Annotated in this window: 16 protein-coding genes and 1 pseudogene; 8 read left to right on the top strand and 9 right to left on the bottom strand. The window is 58.7% G+C overall.

Annotation, left to right across the window (positions count from 1 at the left end; all coding sequences use genetic code 11):
• Positions 1–149 precede the first annotated feature (149 nt).
• From AC4LE2_RS19720 to glnA, 4 genes are all read right to left on the bottom strand, one after another.
• The gene (locus AC4LE2_RS19720; protein ID WP_491827656.1) at positions 150–767 is read right to left on the bottom strand and encodes a DUF4124 domain-containing protein; all 618 of its coding nucleotides are present in this window, start codon (positions 765–767) and stop codon (positions 150–152) included.
• On the bottom strand, positions 764–1291 hold the full coding sequence (locus AC4LE2_RS19715; protein WP_491827654.1) for a DUF4124 domain-containing protein: 528 nt from the start codon (positions 1289–1291) through the stop codon (positions 764–766). The genes AC4LE2_RS19720 and AC4LE2_RS19715 overlap by 4 nt, the downstream gene beginning before the upstream one ends.
• Before the next feature lie 84 nt (positions 1292–1375).
• Entirely contained in the window at positions 1376–1927 is a 552-nt protein-coding gene (locus AC4LE2_RS19710) for a chorismate mutase (protein ID WP_491828189.1), read from the bottom strand.
• A gap of 200 nt (positions 1928–2127) precedes the next feature.
• Positions 2128–3534 (bottom strand): glutamate--ammonia ligase, encoded by a 1407-nt coding sequence (gene glnA, locus AC4LE2_RS19705; RefSeq protein WP_491827652.1) that lies wholly within the window; start codon positions 3532–3534, stop codon positions 2128–2130.
• Positions 3535–3856: 322 nt separating this feature from the next.
• Here glnA and thiI point away from each other — a divergent pair, with 322 nt between their 5' ends.
• Together thiI and typA are read left to right on the top strand one after the other, a co-directional pair.
• Positions 3857–5311: a tRNA uracil 4-sulfurtransferase ThiI gene (gene thiI / locus AC4LE2_RS19700; RefSeq protein ID WP_491827650.1), complete on the top strand. Its 1455-nt coding sequence runs from the start codon at positions 3857–3859 to the stop codon at positions 5309–5311.
• A gap of 128 nt (positions 5312–5439) precedes the next feature.
• Positions 5440–7248 carry a translational GTPase TypA gene (typA, locus tag AC4LE2_RS19695; RefSeq protein ID WP_491828188.1) on the top strand — a complete coding sequence of 603 codons (1809 nt, stop codon included), beginning with the start codon at positions 5440–5442 and terminating at the stop codon, positions 7246–7248.
• 95 nt (positions 7249–7343) lie between these two features.
• On the opposite strand, the gene AC4LE2_RS19690 is transcribed toward typA, so the two are convergent.
• From AC4LE2_RS19690 to AC4LE2_RS19680, 3 genes are all read right to left on the bottom strand, one after another.
• Positions 7344–8204, bottom strand: coding sequence for an SPFH domain-containing protein (locus tag AC4LE2_RS19690; protein ID WP_491827648.1), 861 nt, complete (start codon positions 8202–8204; stop codon positions 7344–7346).
• Between the two features lie 26 nt (positions 8205–8230).
• Positions 8231–8680: an NfeD family protein gene (locus AC4LE2_RS19685; protein ID WP_491827646.1), complete on the bottom strand. Its 450-nt coding sequence runs from the start codon at positions 8678–8680 to the stop codon at positions 8231–8233.
• Between the two features lie 114 nt (positions 8681–8794).
• Positions 8795–9199, bottom strand: a complete 405-nt coding sequence (locus tag AC4LE2_RS19680) for a YkgJ family cysteine cluster protein (protein WP_491827644.1) — start codon at positions 9197–9199, stop codon at positions 8795–8797.
• A 174-nt stretch (positions 9200–9373) separates the two neighbouring features.
• On the opposite strand from AC4LE2_RS19680, the gene AC4LE2_RS19675 reads away from it, so the two are divergent.
• Both AC4LE2_RS19675 and AC4LE2_RS19670 read left to right on the top strand, forming a co-directional pair.
• Positions 9374–11827: a glycogen/starch/alpha-glucan phosphorylase gene (locus AC4LE2_RS19675; RefSeq protein WP_491827642.1), complete on the top strand. Its 2454-nt coding sequence runs from the start codon at positions 9374–9376 to the stop codon at positions 11825–11827.
• 336 nt (positions 11828–12163) lie between these two features.
• The gene (locus AC4LE2_RS19670) at positions 12164–13171 is read left to right on the top strand and encodes a class 1 fructose-bisphosphatase (protein WP_491827641.1); all 1008 of its coding nucleotides are present in this window, start codon (positions 12164–12166) and stop codon (positions 13169–13171) included.
• A 57-nt stretch (positions 13172–13228) separates the two neighbouring features.
• On the opposite strand, the gene AC4LE2_RS19665 is transcribed toward AC4LE2_RS19670, so the two are convergent.
• Positions 13229–13993 (bottom strand): methyl-accepting chemotaxis protein, encoded by a 765-nt coding sequence (locus AC4LE2_RS19665; protein WP_491828187.1) that lies wholly within the window; start codon positions 13991–13993, stop codon positions 13229–13231.
• A gap of 90 nt (positions 13994–14083) precedes the next feature.
• Positions 14084–15121, bottom strand: a pseudogene (locus AC4LE2_RS19660) (HAMP domain-containing protein); the annotation flags it as partial.
• A gap of 204 nt (positions 15122–15325) precedes the next feature.
• Here AC4LE2_RS19660 and AC4LE2_RS19655 point away from each other — a divergent pair.
• From AC4LE2_RS19655 to hutU, 4 genes are all read left to right on the top strand, one after another.
• Positions 15326–15544 carry a hypothetical protein gene (locus tag AC4LE2_RS19655; protein ID WP_491827639.1) on the top strand — a complete coding sequence of 73 codons (219 nt, stop codon included), beginning with the start codon at positions 15326–15328 and terminating at the stop codon, positions 15542–15544.
• A gap of 109 nt (positions 15545–15653) precedes the next feature.
• Positions 15654–16199: a lipocalin family protein gene (locus tag AC4LE2_RS19650; RefSeq protein ID WP_491828186.1), complete on the top strand. Its 546-nt coding sequence runs from the start codon at positions 15654–15656 to the stop codon at positions 16197–16199.
• A gap of 43 nt (positions 16200–16242) precedes the next feature.
• A complete protein-coding gene (gene hutC, locus AC4LE2_RS19645) occupies positions 16243–16992 on the top strand; it encodes a histidine utilization transcriptional repressor HutC (RefSeq protein WP_491827637.1) in 750 nt (249 codons plus the stop codon).
• Positions 16993–17137: 145 nt separating this feature from the next.
• Complete coding sequence (gene hutU, locus AC4LE2_RS19640) at positions 17138–18805, top strand: urocanate hydratase (RefSeq protein ID WP_491827635.1); 1668 nt, start codon at positions 17138–17140, stop codon at positions 18803–18805.
• Positions 18806–18853 lie beyond the last annotated feature (48 nt).

Below are 18853 nucleotides of genomic sequence, written 5' to 3'. Positions count from 1 at the left end.
GCGCCGAAAAGAAGCGTGAATAGGCAGAATAAACCGCTTGATGCGCTAATTAAGCGTTTGTATGGGTAGGCTTTGCGCCAATTCAGCCCACGTAATAGCAAACGTTATAGGGCGAGCACCATAAAGGTGCAACCCTGGCGCGCTGATTGTCAGTCGTCTTCATCAGGCTTGCTGCTCAGCGGGCATTCTGGGCGAACGCCATAGTCATCCTTCTCACAAGGGTGGATGCGCCGCTTTTGAGCCAGCGAGGTACGTTGCACATGGAGAGGTTGCGGGGGCGTTCGCTCAATGACCACGCCTTGGCTGTCTACGATCTCAGCAGCGAGTTGATGGGTGCCTCGGTCCACGCCATGCAGGGCAATAACCGGGCTAGGCCCCGGCTCGCCTACGGGCGCGTTGTCGAGCAGTACCCGGTAGCGGTCCCCTTCAGCCAAGCCTGGTTCGCTGGTCAGGGTAACGATCACCTCTCCACCGGCATTACTGACCGTGCCATCGGGCAGGGGTACCAACACCCGGAGCATTTCATAGTGGGCCACTCGGGGGTTTGCCTTAGGTGTGTTGCGGGGGGCAGGAGTAGTGCTTGAAGGAGGCGCAGGCCTGAGGGGGTGCACACTCATACGGTTGCCTTCGGGCACCTTGACCGGCACTGCGCCTTTGCGCGGTTTATCGGTGTACACAGGGTTGCCCTGGGCATCGAGGTAGGTATACACCTGAGCGTGGCACACGCCGCTCAACGCCATTAGCGCTAGCAGCACCCAGGTGTTCATGGGGCGCTTACTCTCAACACGTAGATTGTGGTGGGAGGGCTGGTTTGCACCACCTCTGCACCTGTGAGCACCTGGACCGCAAGGCTATGCTGGCCACGGTCCACGTTGACCAGTTGCAGGCGAGGCACATTGCTGGGCGTGCCATACGCGACCCCGTCCAGGATCAACTGCAACACATGCCCCGGTGCCAGGCGCGGCTGAAGGTTAACCCCCACATCAAAGGTGCCGTTATTGGCGCGAATTGCCCCATCGGACGGTATACCGGAAAGCTCTAGGGTGGCGTAGTTCGCCACAGTGTTCTGGGGCGGCGCAGTAACTATTGCGGGCGGCTCTGGGGCACTGGATGGCTTGCTTTTAGGTATCTGCACGCTGTTGAGCGGGGGGAGCTTCATCTCCTGGGCCGGCTTGCCTGCAGGCGCGTGCTCTGAATACACCGTGTTGCCGTTGGCATCCGTATATTTGTAAATCTCCCCGAACGCGGGGGTACACAACAGTGGCAACAACAGGGCGATGGCACGACGCATGACAACTACTCGATAGACGCTAATGGGGGCCGGACGCAGCGTCGGCCCGATTAGCATAGATCAGACGGCCTTGGCGATCACGGGTTAATGCCCCGGCATGCACAGCTCACCCGTAGCGCGTGTCAAGGCAAGGCGGTGGAGGTCGTCACGGTCATTGCCTGTCAAGCCTTGGGCCACCCACTGGGGGCAGGCGGCGTCGTTGCGGTACGGCCCAAAGGCTGCCAATTGTTCCAGCAACGTCTGCTGCAAGGCATCAAGCTGTGGCCGGATGGTCTTTATGAGGTCGGGGCGCGGGGTGTCAGGTGCCTCGCCAGCCCCGCGCCACTGCGCCAGGTAAGCGTACTGGACCAGTTTGTTGGCTTCGATCTGGGCAGCGAAGAACTGCTCCACCAAGGCGGGTTCAAGCCTGTACTCCGGGGCCAGCAATACCGCACTGGCAATCACCTCGCGTTCGCGCGCCCGATCCTCCACGGCCTTTTTGGTGTCCCATTTGCTGAGCGCTACTTGGTCTGCGATGTTCAGCCGCTGCTCTATATTGCTCAGCAAGGGCGCAAGGGCAGCAGGTGCCGGTGCATCAGCCCAACTGTTCGTGGTGGCAAGCCCGGCTACGAGCAGGAGGCAGCGTGCAGAAAACATCGGCATGGCAGGATCCGCGTTGAGGATGGCGCCTTGTTATGCCAGTAATTGCGGGAGAGGGCTAGCAGGGTGCGTGCTACAGGTGCGCTGTTTTGAAACTGCAGGTTTCTTTCGACGCCGTTGGGCCAGGAGCGGCGGGGCCGTTTGCAGCGCCCATGAAAAAGGCCTCCCAAAGGAGGCCTCTGTGTACCGCTGCCTGATTAGACGCTGTAGTACAGGTCGTACTCAAGTGGGTGTACGAAGGTGCGAACCTTGATTTCTTCTTCGGATTTCAGCTCGATGTAAGCATCGATGAAGTCATCGGAGAACACGCCACCCTTGGTCAGGAAGGCGCGGCCCTTGTCCAGCTCTTCAAGGGCTTCTTTCAAGCTGCCACACACCTGCGGGATTTCCTTGGCCTCTTCAGGCGGCAGGTCATACAGGTTCTTGTCGGCCGCATCGCCAGGGTGGATTTTGTTCTGGATGCCGTCCAGGCCAGCCATCAGCAAGGCAGCGAATGCCAGGTAGGGGTTGGCAGCCGGGTCAGGGAAGCGCGCTTCGATACGACGGCCTTTGGGGCTGTTGACGTAAGGAATGCGGATAGAAGCAGAACGGTTGCGGGCAGAGTAGGCCAGCATCACAGGTGCTTCGAAGCCAGGCACCAAACGCTTGTAAGAGTTGGTCGATGGGTTGGTGAAGCCGTTCAGGGCCTTACCGTGCTTGATGATACCGCCGATGAAGAACAGGGCAGTGTCGGACAGGCCGGCATAGCCTTCACCTGCGAACGTGTTCTTGCCATCTTTGGAGATGGACATATGCACGTGCATACCCGAGCCGTTGTCGCCGTACAGGGGCTTGGGCATGAAGGTTGCGGTACGGCCATAGGCGTCAGCGACGTTGTGCACGACGTACTTCAGGGTTTGGGTTTCGTCGGCCTTCTTCACCAGGGTGTTGAACTTGACGCCGATTTCGTTCTGGCCGGCAGTCGCCACTTCGTGGTGATGAACTTCAACCGTCAGGCCCATCTCTTCCAGTGCGTTACACATGGCGGTACGGATTTCGTGGTCGTGATCGACTGGTGGCAAGGGGAAGTAGCCACCTTTAACACCAGGACGGTGACCCTTGTTGCCCCCATCGACGTCTTGATCGGTCATCCAAGAGGCTTGTTCGGAGAAGATCTTGAACATGGAGCCCGAGATATCAGACTTGAACTTCACTTCGTCGAAGATGAAAAATTCTGGCTCAGGGCCTACGAACACGGTGTCACCAATGCCGGTGGACTTGAGGTATTCCTCGGCGCGATGAGCAATGGCGCGTGGGTCGCGATCGTAACCTTGCATGGTGGAAGGTTCGATGATGTCGCACACCAGAATCAGGGTTGGCTCTTCGGTGAACGGGTCCAGCACAGCAGTTTCGTCGTCTGGCAGCAGGATCATGTCAGAGGCTTCGATGCCTTTCCAGCCAGAGATGGACGAACCATCGAACATCTTGCCGACTTCGAAGAAGTCGTCATCAAGGGCATCACGCGCGGGCATGGTGACGTGCTGCTGCTTGCCTTTGGTATCAGTAAAGCGCAGATCAATCCACTTAACGTCATGATCTTTGATGAGTTGAACCGACTTCGACATGGTGTCCTCCGGGTGGATTGGGACGTGCTGGGCAGCCCCGAGATTCATTGCTGCCGTCGAATAATCGACCAAGGCAACCTGCCTCACAAGGGAGCAATTTGCATGCCAGTGCCCTGAGATGGGCATTAAGGCCCAAATGCCCGGTTTTATGGGGCCTCGGTCGCTTGGGTAATTTTTGTCTGCACACTATGGGCGCACGCGTGCATTCTGGTGTTCCATTTTGGTGCCTCAATGAGTTTCGGCAGATAGTTGGTCAAAGCTTGAACAATTTCCGCTATAATACCGCCCCTTTTTTCAAGCTGAGCGATTGCGCGCGCTGTTCATGAAACTGATCGTTAAAGTCTTCCCCGAGATCACCATTAAAAGCCCGCCGGTGCGCAAACAGTTCATCCGCCAGCTTTCGAAAAACATCCGTTCGGTGTTGCGTGACCTGGATCCCGGCATTGCCGTGACCGGCGTGTGGGACAATATCGAGATCCAAACCATGGTGACCGATGCCAAGGTGCTCAAAGAGCTCATGGAGCGTTTGAGCTGCACCCCCGGCATTACCCACTTCCTGCAGGTGGATGAGTACCCTTTGGGGGACTTCGACGACATCGTCGCCAAATGCAAGCTTCACTTCGGCCACCTCCTACCAGGCAAGCGCTTTTCAGTGCGCTGCAAGCGAGGCGGGCGGCATACCTTTTCGTCCATGGACGTTGACCGCTATGTTGGCAGCCAGTTGCGCGAACAGTGCGCAGCAGCAGGCATCGACCTCAAGCACCCCGAAGTCCGCGTGCGAATGGAGATTCGCGACCAGCGTCTGTTCGTGGTGCATGGGCAGCACAAGGGGATCGGGGGCTATCCGCTCGGCGCATTGGAGCAAACCCTGGTATTGATGTCTGGCGGGTTCGATTCCACCGTGGCGGCTTATCAAATGATGCGCCGGGGGTTGATGACGCACTTCTGCTTCTTCAACCTGGGCGGCCGTGCCCATGAATTGGGGGTAATGGAAGTTGCGCACTTCCTTTGGAAAAAATACGGCAGTTCGCACCGTGTGTTGTTTATCAGTGTGCCCTTCGAAGAAGTAGTGGGCGAAATCCTTGCCAAAGTGGATGACAGCCAGATGGGTGTTATCCTCAAGCGCATGATGCTGCGAGCAGCCAGCCGCATGGCCGAGCGTCTTGACATACATGCCTTGGTAACCGGTGAGGCGATCTCCCAGGTGTCCAGCCAAACGCTGACGAACCTGGCTGTAATCGATGCTGTAACCCCCACCTTGGTGCTGCGGCCATTGCTCGCCACGCATAAGCAGGACATCATCGACACCGCCACGGCCATTGGTACGGCAGATTTCGCCAAGCATATGCCAGAATACTGCGGCGTGATCTCGGTAAACCCTACGACCAGCGCTCGCGGCTACCGTATCGAGCGTGAAGAGCAGCACTTCGACATGGCGGTGCTGGAAAGCGCCTTGCAGCGTGCCCGTCTGGTGTCCATCGATAACGTTATCGATGAGCTCGGCCAGCACGTGGAAGTCGAGGAGCTGACCCAGGCATTGGCTGGCCATGTGGTACTGGACATTCGCCACCCCGACGCCCAGGAAGATGACCCGTTGCTGGTCGAGGGCGCGCAAGTGCAAGCACTACCGTTTTATGCACTGAACAGCCGATTCAAGGATCTCGATCCTGGTCGGCAATACCTGTTGTATTGCGATAAAGGTGTCATGAGCAGGCTGCATGCTCATCACCTGCTCAGCGAGGGGCACGCCAATGTGCGCGTTTATCGTCCGGCATAGAGTTCCGGGGCTTAATGGCGGCAGCATCCGCCATCGCCCTCCCGACCACCGGGCTGCTTGACCCCAGTTTTTGCTATTGGCCGTATGACACCGTACGGCACACCGAATCCTCTGATCGAGATACACAAGTGATCGAAAATCTACGCAACATCGCCATCATTGCTCACGTTGACCACGGTAAAACTACCCTCGTTGACAAGCTTTTGCGCCAGTCGGGCACCCTTGAGCGTAACGAGCTCAACGACGAGCGCGTGATGGACTCCAACGACCAGGAAAAAGAGCGTGGCATTACCATCCTGGCGAAAAACACCGCAATCAAGTGGAACGGCTACGATATCAACATCGTGGACACCCCTGGCCACGCCGACTTCGGCGGTGAAGTAGAGCGCGTGATGTCCATGGTGGACTCCGTGCTGCTGCTGGTTGATGCCCAGGACGGCCCTATGCCACAAACTCGCTTCGTAACCAAGAAGGCGTTCGAAGCGGGCCTGCGGCCGATCGTTGTAATCAACAAAGTTGACCGTCCTGGTGCGCGTCCGGATTGGGTTCTGGACCAGATCTTCGATCTGTTCGACAACCTGGGTGCTACCGAAGAGCAGCTGGACTTCAAAGTCGTCTACGCCTCGGCCTTGAATGGCATTGCCGGTCTGGATCATACCGACATGGCCGAAGACATGACCCCGCTGTACCAGGCGGTCGTGGACAATGTTCCAGCGCCTGCCGTAGACCGTGATGGGCCGTTCCAGATGCAGATCTCGGCGCTGGACTACAACAGCTTCCTGGGCGTTATCGGCGTTGGTCGTATCGCTCGTGGTCGCGTCAAGCCAAACACCCCGGTTGTAGCTATCGATGCCAATGGCAAGAAGCGCAACGGTCGTATCTTGAAGCTGATGGGTCACCACGGCCTTCACCGCGTTGACGTTGAAGAAGCCGCCGCCGGCGACATCGTGTGCATCAGCGGTTTCGAAGAGCTGTTCATCTCCGACACCCTGTGCGATCCAAACAACATCGAAGCAATGAAGCCGCTGACCGTAGACGAGCCAACCGTTTCGATGACCTTCCAGGTCAACGACTCGCCGTTCTGCGGCAAGGAAGGCAAGTTCGTCACCAGCCGTAACATCAAAGAGCGTCTGGACAAAGAACTGCTCTATAACGTTGCCCTGCGCGTTGAAGAAGGCGACTCGGCCGACAAGTTCAAGGTATCTGGCCGTGGTGAGCTGCACCTTTCGGTACTGATCGAAACCATGCGCCGTGAAGGCTTCGAGATGGCCGTAGGCCGTCCGGAAGTGATCATCCGTCAGATTGACGGCGAGAAGCACGAACCGTTCGAAAACGTCACTATCGACCTGCCAGAAGATTCCCAAGGCGCCATCATGGAGCAAATGGGTCTTCGCAAAGGCGACCTGACCAACATGGTTCCGGATGGCAAAGGCCGCGTTCGCCTGGAGTACAACATTCCTGCGCGTGGCCTGATCGGTTTCCGTAACGAGTTCCTGACCCTCACCTCCGGTGCAGGTATCCTGACCTCGATCTTCGACCGTTACGCCCCGATGAAGTCGGGCGACATGTCCGGCCGCCAAAACGGCGTACTGGTATCCGTGGCTACCGGCAAGGCACTGACCTACTCGCTGGAAACCCTGCAGGCGCGTGGCAAGCTGTTCATCGATCACGGCCAGGATATCTATGAAGGCCAGGTAGTGGGCTTGAACAGCCGTGATAATGACCTGGGTGTGAATCCCACCAAGGGTAAGAAGCTCGACAACATGCGTGCTTCGGGCAAAGACGAAACCATCGCCCTGGTTCCGCCGATCAAGTTCACCCTTGAGCAGGCATTGGAATTCATCCAGGACGACGAGCTGGTTGAAGTAACGCCGAAGTCGATCCGCCTGCGTAAGAAAGTGCTGAACGAAAACGAGCGTAAACGCGCCTCGAAGTAAGGCCTAGCGACAGCCGACAAGGCTGTCTCTAAAACTAAGCCCTGTCACCTCACGGCGACAGGGCTTTTTTGTGGGCGGGGGTTCGCACAGCGCCGTTATCGGCCCTTTACTCGCCCCATCAGCCCACCAATGGTTTCCTGGATGTCTGCCGGCAACACAATCGTCTTGGCGTTATTACTGGTGGAGAGCTTTTCCATTGCAGCGATGTACTTTTCGCCCAGCAAATACACCATTGGCCCGGTATCAGTGCCAATGGCGGCCTTGACGCGTTCGATGGCCTGGGCCGACGCGTTGGCCAGGGTGACTTGGGCATCGCCGTCGCGCTTGGCGGACTCAAGCCGCGCCTCGGCTTCCAGAATGGCAGCGGTTTTAGCCCCCTCGGCTCGCGTGACGGTTGCTTTTCTCTCTCGCTCCGCCGCAGCTTGCAGTTCCATGGCACGCTGCATGGACTCCGACGGCTTGATGTCCTGAATCTCTACCGAGCGAATGGTAATACCCCAGTCGATGGTCTGTTCCGCCATGGCATCGCGTAGCAGCGCCTTGATCTTGTCTCGGGAGGAGAGCGCCTCGTCCAGGTCCATGCCGCCAATGATCGAGCGCAGGCTGGTCATGGTCAGGCTGCGCACCGCCTGGTCGTAGTTTTCGATGCCATAGGCCGCTTTGGTAGGGTCTGTGATTTTGGCGAAGCACAGGGCGTTGGCCAGTAAAACGGCATTGTCGCGCGTGATGACTTCCTGTTGCTGGATGTCCAGGATGAGGTCCTTGGTACTCATCTTGTAGCCAACCCGATCCATGTAGGGGATCAGGAAGTTCAAGCCGGGCTTTAGGGTGACGCGATATCGCCCCAGGCGCTCTACGATCCACTCCTGGCCTTGGGGCACCAGGCGTACGCCTTTGGCGATGGTGACCACCACGAAGATAAACAGGACCAGGGGAATGATAAGTGCGGGATTCATGCGGGAACTCCTTCTCTGTTTGAGCCTTATGGCAGGGTGGGGAGGCCTACGCGAACGAGGTTGCCTTCCACGGCCAATACCTGAACGCGCTCCCCTGCGTTGATGTGAGCGTCGGCCAGGCACGGCCATTCGTCCGTGCCCATCAGGGGTTTTTGAAAGCGCACCTTGCCTCGCTGGAAGGGGGAGACCGTTGTGGTGAGCAGGCCTACCTCACCAATGGCGTCTTCTGCAGACCACTGAAGGCCGGGTTGCCTGTCTGCTCGAAATACTTTGAACCAGAGGAGGGTAAGCACGACCGAAGTAAACGCCCAGGCGAGCAGCTGTACGCCGAGGCCAACCGACGGCGCGAGCCATACCAGCAGGGCTACGCCGAGGGCGCCCAAGCCGAACCAGATAATGAAGAATGAAGCGAGCAGGAGTTCGAGCAGCATCAATGCCATGCCGCCTACTGCCCAATACCACCACTGAATGTCCATGCGCTTCGCCGTCACTGACCAGGCGTCGATGGTGACCCTTACGTGCGCATTTAGGAAGGGTCGTAGCGTATCGGTTTATGTAGGCAGCCGCAGAGTGCGCCGCAGCAGCAAGGGCTAGCGTGCCAGCGGCTTGGGTTTGTACGCACAGTAGCCTGGGCGTGGGCCGATTTTGGGATGATTGCGGCAGGTGTCGGGCCGTTTATCGTAGATGGTACACAGGCGGGTTTTACGGTCCAGGTACAGGCAGTCGTCGTTGCTCATGCGGGTCAGGGTGAAAATACCGCTTTTCTGATTGAATCGCTCGACGATACCCTCCTTCTGTAAGCGCTTTGCAACGTTTTTGGGAGGCTCGTCTTTTTCAAACTCATCTACCACGCCAATACGAATCAGGTCTTTGATGCGCACTTCGACCGGCAGGGTGCAACAACTGGAAACGCAGCCACCACACATATGGCTAGCGTATTTCTGCCAGGTTTCGAGGCGGTCGAGCTCGGCGGCGGCAATCAAGGTGGGTTTCATGGCTGGGGAATCTAGAGAAGCGGGCGCGCGATCATACCTGCCTCGTCAGAAGGTTCAATGGCCGTTCGTACCTTTGCCGCCAAGAGTTTTCTCGAACCTGCCCTAGCACCCTGGGTCGAAACGTCTAGGCTGATTTCACCTCTGTTGAAAATTTATCGCCATTGAGGGCTGCAAATGTCTCAGGAACCGCTCACCCGAAAAGTCAAAGTCGATGTGGACGAATTTCGCGCCGCTGTACTCGCCAAACTGACCTACGCGGTTGGCAAGGACCCCGAACATGCATTCGATCATGACTGGTTCGAAGCCATTGCATTGGCTGCCAGGGACCACATGGTCGATCATTGGATGGGCCATACCCGACAGATCTACCGTAGCCAGCAGAAACGGGTGTATTACCTCTCGCTTGAGTTCTTGATAGGGCGCTTGCTGGTCGACAGCCTCAGCAACATGGGCATCCTTGAGATAGCCCGCGAAGCACTGGATGGTCTGGGCGTGGACCTGGACAAAATCCGCCTGCTCGAACCAGACGCCGCATTGGGCAATGGTGGCTTGGGCCGCCTGGCTGCGTGCTTCATGGAAAGCATGTCCACTTTGGGTGTGGCTGCGCATGGCTACGGTATTCGGTATGAGCACGGGCTGTTCCGTCAGGCCATCATTGACGGCTGGCAGCAGGAGCAGACTGAGAACTGGCTCGACTTCGGCAACCCTTGGGAGTTTGAACGCCCTGAAGTCATTTACCCCATCAGCTTCGGTGGCCATGTTGAAGGCACCGTCGAAGCTGACGGCGCCGCCAGACAGGTCTGGCGGCCCGCTGAAACCGTGCGTGCGGTGGCGTACGACACCCCAGTAGTGGGGTGGCGTGGTGCTAGCGTGAACACCCTTCGCCTGTGGCGCGCCCGGGCCATGGAAGAGTTGCACCTGGAGCGCTTCAACGCCGGTGACCACTTGGGCGCGGTGGCGGACGTGGCCCGCGCTGAAAGTATCTCCAGGGTGTTGTACCCAGCGGACAGCACCGAGGCCGGTCAGGAGTTGCGGCTGCGGCAGGAGTTTTTCTTCGTGTCTGCCTCGCTGCAGGATTTGCTGCGCCGCCATGTGAATGTGCATGACAGCGTCAACTCACTGGGCGAACACGTCGCTATTCAGATGAACGATACACACCCCTCCATTGCCGTAGCCGAGCTAATGCGCTTGCTGGTAGACATCCATCAACTGCCGTGGGATGAGGCGTGGAAGGTGACGGTCGATACCCTCAGCTACACGAACCACACGCTGCTACCAGAGGCCTTGGAAACCTGGCCGGTGGGCTTGATGGAGCGCATGTTGCCTCGGCACATGCAGATCATTTACCTGATCAACGCCCAGCACATTGACGGGCTGCGGGAAAAAGGCACGCACGATATCGAACTGCTACGGGCGGTTTCCTTGATCGAGGAAGGCAATGGCCGCCGCGTACGGATGGGCAACCTGGCGTTTCTGGGCTCCCATAGCATCAACGGCGTGTCAGCGTTGCACACAGACTTGATGCGCAGCACGGTATTCTCAGACCTGAACTCGCTTTACCCTGAGCGCATCAACAATAAAACCAACGGCATTACCTTCCGTCGCTGGCTGTACCAGGCCAATCCGAAGCTGACCGCCATGCTGGTGGACAAACTCGGCGCAGGCGTACTCGATGACCCGGAAGGGATGCTCAAGGGCCTCGAAGCCTTTGCCGACGACGCAGTGTTCCAGCGCAGGTTCACGGAGCAGCGCCTGCACAGTAAAGAAGCCCTGGCGCGGATCATTCAGGACCGCATAGGCGTGGCGGTAGACCCCAAAGCCCTGTTTGACGTACAGGTCAAGCGTATCCACGAGTACAAGCGCCAACTGCTCAACCTGCTACACACGGTGGCGCTGTACCAGGCTATCCGCGCTACGCCCGAGCGCCCTTGGGTGCCGCGGGTCAAGATTTTCGCGGGCAAGGCAGCGGCCAGCTATCACCAGGCCAAACTCATCATCAAATTGGCTAACGACATCGCACGCACGGTCAATAACGACCCTACGGTCCGTGGCCTGTTAAAAGTGGCGTTCCTGCCTAACTACAACGTCAGCCTGGCCGAAAGCATCATTCCGGCGGCAGACTTGTCCGAGCAGATCTCCACGGCGGGCTATGAGGCCTCAGGCACCAGTAACATGAAGTTCGGCCTCAATGGCGCGCTGACCATTGGCACTATGGACGGCGCCAACGTTGAGATGTGCAGCAATGTGGGCGCGGAACACATGTTCATCTTCGGTTTGAAAGCGGATGAGGTAGAGGCACGCAAGCAGGCCGGTAACTACAGTGCTCATCAGGACGTGGCCAACTCTCATCGTCTGAACGATGTGCTGCAAGCCATTCGCGGTGGGGTGTTCTCCCCGGACGATCCAACGCGCTACGCAGGCCTGATCGATGGGTTGCAGAGTTATGACCACTTCTTGGTGTGTGCAGACTTCGAAGCCTATTGGGCCGCTCAGATGAAGGTCGAAGAAATGTGGCGGCATCCTAAACAGTGGTGGCGCTCGGCGATCCTTAACACGGCCAGGATGGGGTGGTTCTCCTCTGACCGCACCATCAGGGAGTACGCGCAGCAAATCTGGAAAGCGCTGTAACAGCAGCCCGGCTTGCTGGCGACCAGCTTCACCGCCGATGTAGGGTCGGTCGCCAGCAAGCTGTGCTGCTACAAGGTCTGAAGTCGCCCTTGACGTAGCAGCCCGGCTTGCCAGCGACTGGCTCGCCGCCGATGTTGGGCCGGTCGCCAGCAAGCTGTGCGGCTATGGGTGAGAGCCAGGCCAATGAACTCCGCCCCCCTTCAGCGGTCTCACGCGAGCCGCTGGATCGCGGCCCCTGCGTGGTCGTGTCGTTATATTCCGTACATGGCTTGGTTTACCTTCCCCCTGTAAACTGCGCGGGTTTTTACCCCCTCTCCCCGGAACCGGAGCTTTTCCATGTCGTCCGTAACCCTGAGTCGCTACCTGATCGAGCAGACGCGCAGCAACAATACCCCTGCCGATCTGCGCTTCCTCATCGAGGTGGTCGCCCGTGCGTGCAAGGCCATCGCCCATCAGGTACAGAAAGGCGCCCTAGGTGGCGTGCTGGGCAGCATGGGCACTGAAAACGTCCAGGGTGAGGTCCAGAAAAAACTGGACGTCCTGTCCAATGAAATTCTGCTGGAAGCCAACGAGTGGGGCGGCCACTTGGCGGGTATGGCGTCTGAGGAAATGGACAACGCCTACCAGATTCCAGGCCGTTACCCCAAGGGTGCATACCTGCTGGTGTTCGACCCCCTGGATGGCTCCTCAAACATCGACGTGAACGTGTCGGTAGGCACCATCTTCTCGGTGCTGCGTTGCCCCGATCAGTACCTGAGCCAGAACGACGCCCTCAACGACCAGGCCTTCCTCCAGCCAGGCACCCGTCAGGTTGCTGCGGGGTATGCCATCTACGGCCCACAGACCATGCTGGTGCTCACCTTGGGCGACGGCGTGATTGGCTTTACCCTGGACCGCGAATTGGGCAGCTTCGTGCTTACCCATGAAAACATCCAGGTGCCCACGGCGACGGCCGAGTTCGCGATCAACATGTCCAATCAGCGCCATTGGGAAGCCCCGGTCAAGCGTTACGTAGACGAATTGCTCGCAGGCCAGGACGGCCCGCTGGGCAAGGATTACAACATGCGTTGGGTTGCCGCCATGGTTGCCGATGTGCACCGCATCCTGACGCGCGGCGGGATCTTCATGTACCCACGCGACAGCCGTGACCCGTCGAAGCCAGGCAAGCTGCGCTTGATGTACGAGGCCAACCCAATGTCCTTCCTGATCGAGCAGGCAGGAGGTGCCTCTACCGATGGTCACCAGCGCATCCTGGATATCCAGCCTGAAGGCTTGCACCAGCGCGTAGCGGTCTACCTGGGTTCCAAGGAAGAAGTAGAGCGTGTGACGGGTTACCACCAGTAACCTCTGGCGGTCTTGCAGTGCAAAAGGCGCCTGCCAACGAGCGGCAGGCGCCTGGTTTCAGATACGGAAGCTGCCCACTAGCTGACGCAGGCGGCTCACCTGGCTTTCCAGCTCTTCGCATGCCTTGAGTGTGGACTGCAAGTTCTCAACACCTTCCTGGTTCAGGGTGTTGATTTCCGTAATGTCTTGGTTAATGGCCTCTACCACTGCGGTTTGCTCCTCCGTAGCAGTGGCTACCGATTGGTTCATACCATCGATTTCACCGATTCGCTGCGTGACGCTGGTCAAGCGCTCGCCTGCCTGGTTAGCAACGTTCACACTCGCTTCGCTTTGGCGCTGGCTCTCGGTCATGGTGCCGACAGCCTGGCGTGCGCCTTGCTGAAGCTCCTCGATCAGCACCTGTACCTGATGCGCCGACTCTTGGGTGCGGTGTGCCAGGTTACGTACTTCATCAGCGACCACGGCAAAGCCACGGCCCGCCTCACCGGCACGGGCCGCCTCGATAGCGGCGTTGAGCGCCAACAGGTTGGTTTGCTGAGAGATCCCACTGATAACGTCGAGAATCTGCCCGATGTTGGTTGTGTTGGTGTTGAGGGTCTCGATGTTCGTGCACGAGTCACTGATGTTTGTCGACAACTGCCCCAGGCTTGTAATGGTACGGCCTACAACCTGCTGGCCTTCCTGGGCCAAGCCACGAGCATCGCTGGAGTGTTGGGAGGCGAGTGCTGCGTTCTGCGCGATTTCCTGGGCAGCGGCGCCCAACTCATTGATGGCGGCCGCCACGCTACTGGTACGCCCGGCTTGCTGGTCAGAATTAAGCATCGACGCGTTGGAGGTTTCTACGACGCGCAGCGCTACTTGGTTCACCTGTGCCGTTGCCGACGCCACTTCGCGGATCGATTCGTGAATACGCTCTACGAACTGATTGAATGACTGCCCCAGGGTGCCAAACTCGTCCCGGCCATGGATCACCAGCCGGCGCGTCAAATCGCCTTCGCCGGCAGCGATGTCTTGTAGGGCTTTGTTCATCAGGTGCAAGGGCGCCATGAGCACACGGATCAACAGGCCTAACAGGGCGATGATGACCACAACTGCAATGACCATGGCGATCACGGCCGACGACCTGAACTCACCTAGCATGGCGAGGGCTGCAGACTTATCCAGCACCGTTGCCACGTACCAGTCAGCGGACGGCACACCCTTGAGGGGCGTGAAGGTAATGAACTGAGCCTTGCCGTTGACGTTCATTTCTTTGAGACCAGGGGTCAGCGCAGGTGCGCCCTGCGGGTAGGCCTCGGTCAGCGGTTTGAGCGCCAGTTTGGCATCCGGGTGGATCAGGATCTTGCCTTGGGCGCTTACCAGGAATGCAAGGCCATGCCCGTCAAAGTTCAGCGAGTTGATGATGTCGCTCACTTGCCCCAGATCGATGTCGGCACCGGCAACACCCAAACGCTCGCTGCCGCGCTGTACCGGCGACGCCACGGTAATCACCAGCTTGCCCGAGGATGCGGCTACGTAGGGTTCGGTGACCACGGTACGGCCAGCGGTGTCGGCAGCCTTGTACCAGCCGCGTACACGCGGGTCATAGTCAGCTGCCCGGTTACCGGCGGGCACCGAGAACATCAGGCCGTCACGGCCGCCGAAATAACTCAATTGGAAGTTGGCAGGGTAAACCGGTAGGCCAATGATGCCTTGTAGCCCTTCAGCCTCAGGCCCTTTTGCCGCCATCTGCTGCGCCATGGACTCTACCAGTTGCATGCGGCTGGTCAGCCAGGTTTGGACGTTGCTGGCGGTCAGCGCGCCCAGCTGCGCCAATGAGCTTTCAGTCTGCGCTTGCAGGGTTTGACGCTGACGGTAGTCGTTGAACAGGGTAAAGCCTGCGAATGCGAGGGCCACTATCAGCCCTGCCACGAGTAATATCTTGTGGCTGAATTTCAGGTTAGCGGTCATGGTGTGAAGGCTCGGGCTGTAAGGCTAATAAGGAAGGCAGGTAGGCTTAAAGGCCTGAATAACCACTCAGTCGGCCGTTTTGCGGCAAACTCAAGGGCCATGTGCGTTAAATCGCGCGTTTTACGCCAGGATGACATTTGATTCGGGTCGGAACCTCATCAATGGCCTGCCGTCCAAGCCCAACGGCAACCTATTGGAACGGCAATGACTGAACAGGACCTTCCCGAAAAGATCGCGCGTGCCATTGACCGGCGTCTGGCTGCCATCAGCCGAGCGGCCAAAGGCCCTGAGCAGGTGTTGATGATGGGCATGGCATTGGGGTACATAGCGGCCCTTTACGATGCTGGCGTGGTTGACCCTGAGCTACGCCTTGCCCTCGAACGCAAGGTGCAAGCACTGGAACCTACCGAAGCACTTGATTAACCCTGCCGCTTGCAAGGGGTTGGCGCGCAAGCGGCCAGGCCCTTCACGTGTCACCCTCTCGAACAAGGAGTGTTGGCCCATGGCTAGCCGTTACAGTGTGTTTTCCAACCTGAGCAAGTTGCTGCTGTTGTTGATCTGTGGGGGCGTGCTGGCCGCCTGCAGCAATGCAGGCACCGGCGAGGTAGAGCCCAAGACCGCCGGCAAGGTAGACCTTAAGCGCTATCAGGGCACTTGGTATGAAATCGCCCGGTTGCCTATGTTCTTCCAGCGTAAATGCGTGCAATCCGAAGCCCATTACACGCTCAACGCCAACGGTAGCGTAGACGTGCTCAACCGCTGCAAGACAAAGGATGGCACCTTCGAACAGGCCCAAGGCACTGCGACTCAGCAAGTGCCGGGCAAGAGCGACAAGTTGTGGGTCGTGTTCGACAACTGGTTTTCGCGCCTGGCGCCTAGCCTCACCAGGGGTGACTACTGGATTCTCGACCTCAATGCGGGCTACACCGAAGTCGTAGTGGGTGACCCGGAGCGTAAATACCTATGGCTGCTGGCGCGTACGCCCACCGTCAGTGAAGAGACCCAGCAGAGGATGCTGGCCAGGGCGCGTCAACAGGGCTATGACACGTCCAAGCTGATCTGGCGTTCCGCCGACTGACCCACCCGGCTCGTCACGAGCGCTTTTCCATCAGAGGCTTATTGTGCCCACGTTGCCCACTGTTCCTTCGCTGGCTGACCATTTGGCTGAGGGCCCTGCGCCCTTGTATGCGCGCGTCAAGCTAATGATCGTGCAGCAGATTCAAGCCGGTAACTGGCCGCCTCATTACCGGGTGCCCTCTGAAAGCGAACTGGTGAGCCAGTTGGGGTTCAGCCGTATGACCATCAACCGTGCGTTGCGTGAGCTTACCGCTGAAGGGTTGCTGGTGCGCATGCAGGGTGTCGGTACCTTCGTAGCCGAGCCCAAAACCCAATCGGCCTTGTTCGAGGTCAATAACATCGCGGACGAAATCGCCGCCAGGGGGCATCGCCACCACTGCAAAGTCATCCTTCTGGCCGAAGACACAGGGCGTGCCAGCCGCGCCTTGGCCTTGGATGTACGTGAGAGCCAGCGGGTGTTTCATTCGGTGATCGTTCACTACGAAAATGACGTTCCCGTGCAAATCGAGGACCGCTTCGTCAACGCACGGGTAGCGCCCGATTACCTCAAGCAAGACTTCACCCAGGAAACCCCCTATGCCTACCTCAGCCGGGTGGCCCCGCTGACCCAGGGTGAGCATGTGGTAGAAGCCATCTTGGCCGATGAGCAGGCGTGCCAATTGCTACACATCGAGCCCAGCGAGCCTTGCCTGTTGATTCGTCGCCGTACGTGGTCTGGCCAGGACGCCGTCACCGCTGCACGGCTCATTCACCCCGGCTCACGCCATCGGCTTGAAGGGCGTTTCAGCACGTAAAGGTTGCAGCTCAGGAGCGGTTATAGCCTGACTCAGCTCGCGTTGCAGGGGGCCGACTATCCACCCTTTGGATTGCATATGCTTGTCTATACAAGTAAATAGGTGTGCGGGCGAAACAGCCCGCCTCATTCAAAGGATCACTGCCATGACTATGTTTCGTGATGTCACTGTTCGCGCACCCCGTGGCAATCGGCTCACTGCAAAGAGCTGGTTGACCGAAGCGCCGTTGCGCCTGTTGATGAACAACCTCGACCCGGACGTGGCCGAGAACCCGAAGGAGTTGGTGGTCTATGGCGGTATTGGCCGTGCGGCGCGTAATTGGGAGTGTTACGACCGTATCGTTGAAAGCCTGACCCAGCTTGAGGCGGATGAAACCCTGTTAGTGCAGTCTGGCAAGCCGGTAGGGGTGTTCAAGACCCACACCCATGCCCCTCGCGTGTTGATCGCAAACTCCAACCTGGTGCCGCACTGGGCCAGTTGGGAGCACTTCAATGAGCTGGATGCCCGCGGGCTGGCCATGTATGGCCAGATGACTGCCGGTAGCTGGATTTACATTGGCAGCCAAGGCATCGTCCAAGGCACGTATGAAACCTTCGTCGAGGCCGGGCGGCAGCACTACAACGGCAACTTGAAAGGCACATGGGTGTTGACCGCCGGGCTGGGCGGCATGGGTGGTGCCCAGCCGTTGGCGGCCACACTGGCTGGTGCCTGCTCGTTGAACATCGAATGCCAGCAGAGCCGCATCGATTTTCGGTTGAAAACACGGTATGTAGACGAGCAGGCCAGCGACCTCGATGACGCATTAGCCCGACTCGGCTGCTATACCGCCGAGGGGCGTGCGGTATCTATCGCGTTGTGTGGAAATGCCGCTGATGTTCTGCCAGAACTGGTGCGCCGTGGCGTGCGGCCTGGCATGGTAACGGACCAAACCAGCGCCCATGACCCGCTCAACGGTTACCTGCCCAGGGGCTGGACGTGGGAGCAATACCGCCAGCGCGCTCAGCGTGAGCCCGCCGTGGTGGTCAAGGCGGCCAAACAATCGATGGCCGAGCATGTAAGGGCCATGTTGGCATTCCAGCGCATGGGTGTGCCCACCTTCGACTATGGCAACAACATCCGCCAGATGGCCAAGGAGGAGGGTGTAGACCACGCATTTGATTTCCCAGGCTTTGTGCCGGCCTATATTCGGCCGCTGTTCTGCCGTGGGGTGGGGCCGTTTCGCTGGGTAGCGCTTTCCGGTGACCCTGAGGACATCTACAAGACAGACGCGAAGGTCAAGGCGTTGATCCCTGACGACACGCACCTGCACACCTGGTTGGACATGGCCCGGGAGCGCATCAACTTCCAGGGGCTGCCGGCGCGTATCTGCTGGGTAGGCTTGGGCCAACGCGCCTTGCTGGGGCTGGCCTTTAACGAGATGGTGCGCAGCGGCGAGCTGTCTGCGCCGGTGGTGATCGGCCGTGACCACTTGGATTCCGGCTCTGTCGCCAGCCCCAACCGTGAGACCGAGGCAATGCGCGACGGCTCCGATGCGGTGTCCGACTGGCCATTGCTCAATGCCTTGCTCAATACCGCCAGTGGTGCCACCTGGGTGTCGTTGCACCATGGCGGTGGCGTCGGCATGGGGTTCTCTCAACATGCAGGCATGGTTATCGTGTGCGACGGCACTGACGAGGCTGCCGAGCGTATCGCCCGCGTGCTGCACAACGACCCTGCCACAGGGGTCATGCGTCACGCCGATGCGGGGTATCCAATCGCTATCGACTGTGCCCAGGAGCAGGGGCTGAATTTACCGATGATGCCCAAGGTTTGATTGCCATTCTCCGTGGAGGCTGATCCTGCCTGATGCCAACGTCCGTGG

The organism is Pseudomonas sp. 9.3L, assembly GCF_058536285.1.
The sequence above is the reverse complement of the archived record's forward strand: the minus strand, read 5'-3'. Positions and strand labels throughout refer to the sequence as shown.

Bases quoted from the DNA above. Each gene is read 5' to 3' on its own strand.
- AC4LE2_RS19720 (WP_491827656.1), bottom strand. From the start codon at position 767: ATGAACACCTGGGTGCTGCTAGCGCTAATGGCGTTGAGCGGCGTGTGC.
- glnA (WP_491827652.1), bottom strand. From the start codon at position 3,534: ATGTCGAAGTCGGTTCAACTCATCAAAGATCATGACGTTAAGTGGATT.
- AC4LE2_RS19655 (WP_491827639.1), top strand. From the start codon at position 15,326: ATGACTGAACAGGACCTTCCCGAAAAGATCGCGCGTGCCATTGACCGG.
- AC4LE2_RS19670 (WP_491827641.1), top strand. From the start codon at position 12,164: ATGTCGTCCGTAACCCTGAGTCGCTACCTGATCGAGCAGACGCGCAGC.
- AC4LE2_RS19685 (WP_491827646.1), bottom strand. From the start codon at position 8,680: ATGGACATTCAGTGGTGGTATTGGGCAGTAGGCGGCATGGCATTGATG.
- thiI (WP_491827650.1), top strand. From the start codon at position 3,857: ATGAAACTGATCGTTAAAGTCTTCCCCGAGATCACCATTAAAAGCCCG.
- AC4LE2_RS19675 (WP_491827642.1), top strand. From the start codon at position 9,374: ATGTCTCAGGAACCGCTCACCCGAAAAGTCAAAGTCGATGTGGACGAA.
- AC4LE2_RS19710 (WP_491828189.1), bottom strand. From the start codon at position 1,927: ATGTTTTCTGCACGCTGCCTCCTGCTCGTAGCCGGGCTTGCCACCACG.
- AC4LE2_RS19665 (WP_491828187.1), bottom strand. From the start codon at position 13,993: ATGCTTAATTCTGACCAGCAAGCCGGGCGTACCAGTAGCGTGGCGGCC.
- hutU (WP_491827635.1), top strand. From the start codon at position 17,138: ATGACTATGTTTCGTGATGTCACTGTTCGCGCACCCCGTGGCAATCGG.
- AC4LE2_RS19680 (WP_491827644.1), bottom strand. From the start codon at position 9,199: ATGAAACCCACCTTGATTGCCGCCGCCGAGCTCGACCGCCTCGAAACC.
- AC4LE2_RS19715 (WP_491827654.1), bottom strand. From the start codon at position 1,291: ATGCGTCGTGCCATCGCCCTGTTGTTGCCACTGTTGTGTACCCCCGCG.
- AC4LE2_RS19690 (WP_491827648.1), bottom strand. From the start codon at position 8,204: ATGAATCCCGCACTTATCATTCCCCTGGTCCTGTTTATCTTCGTGGTG.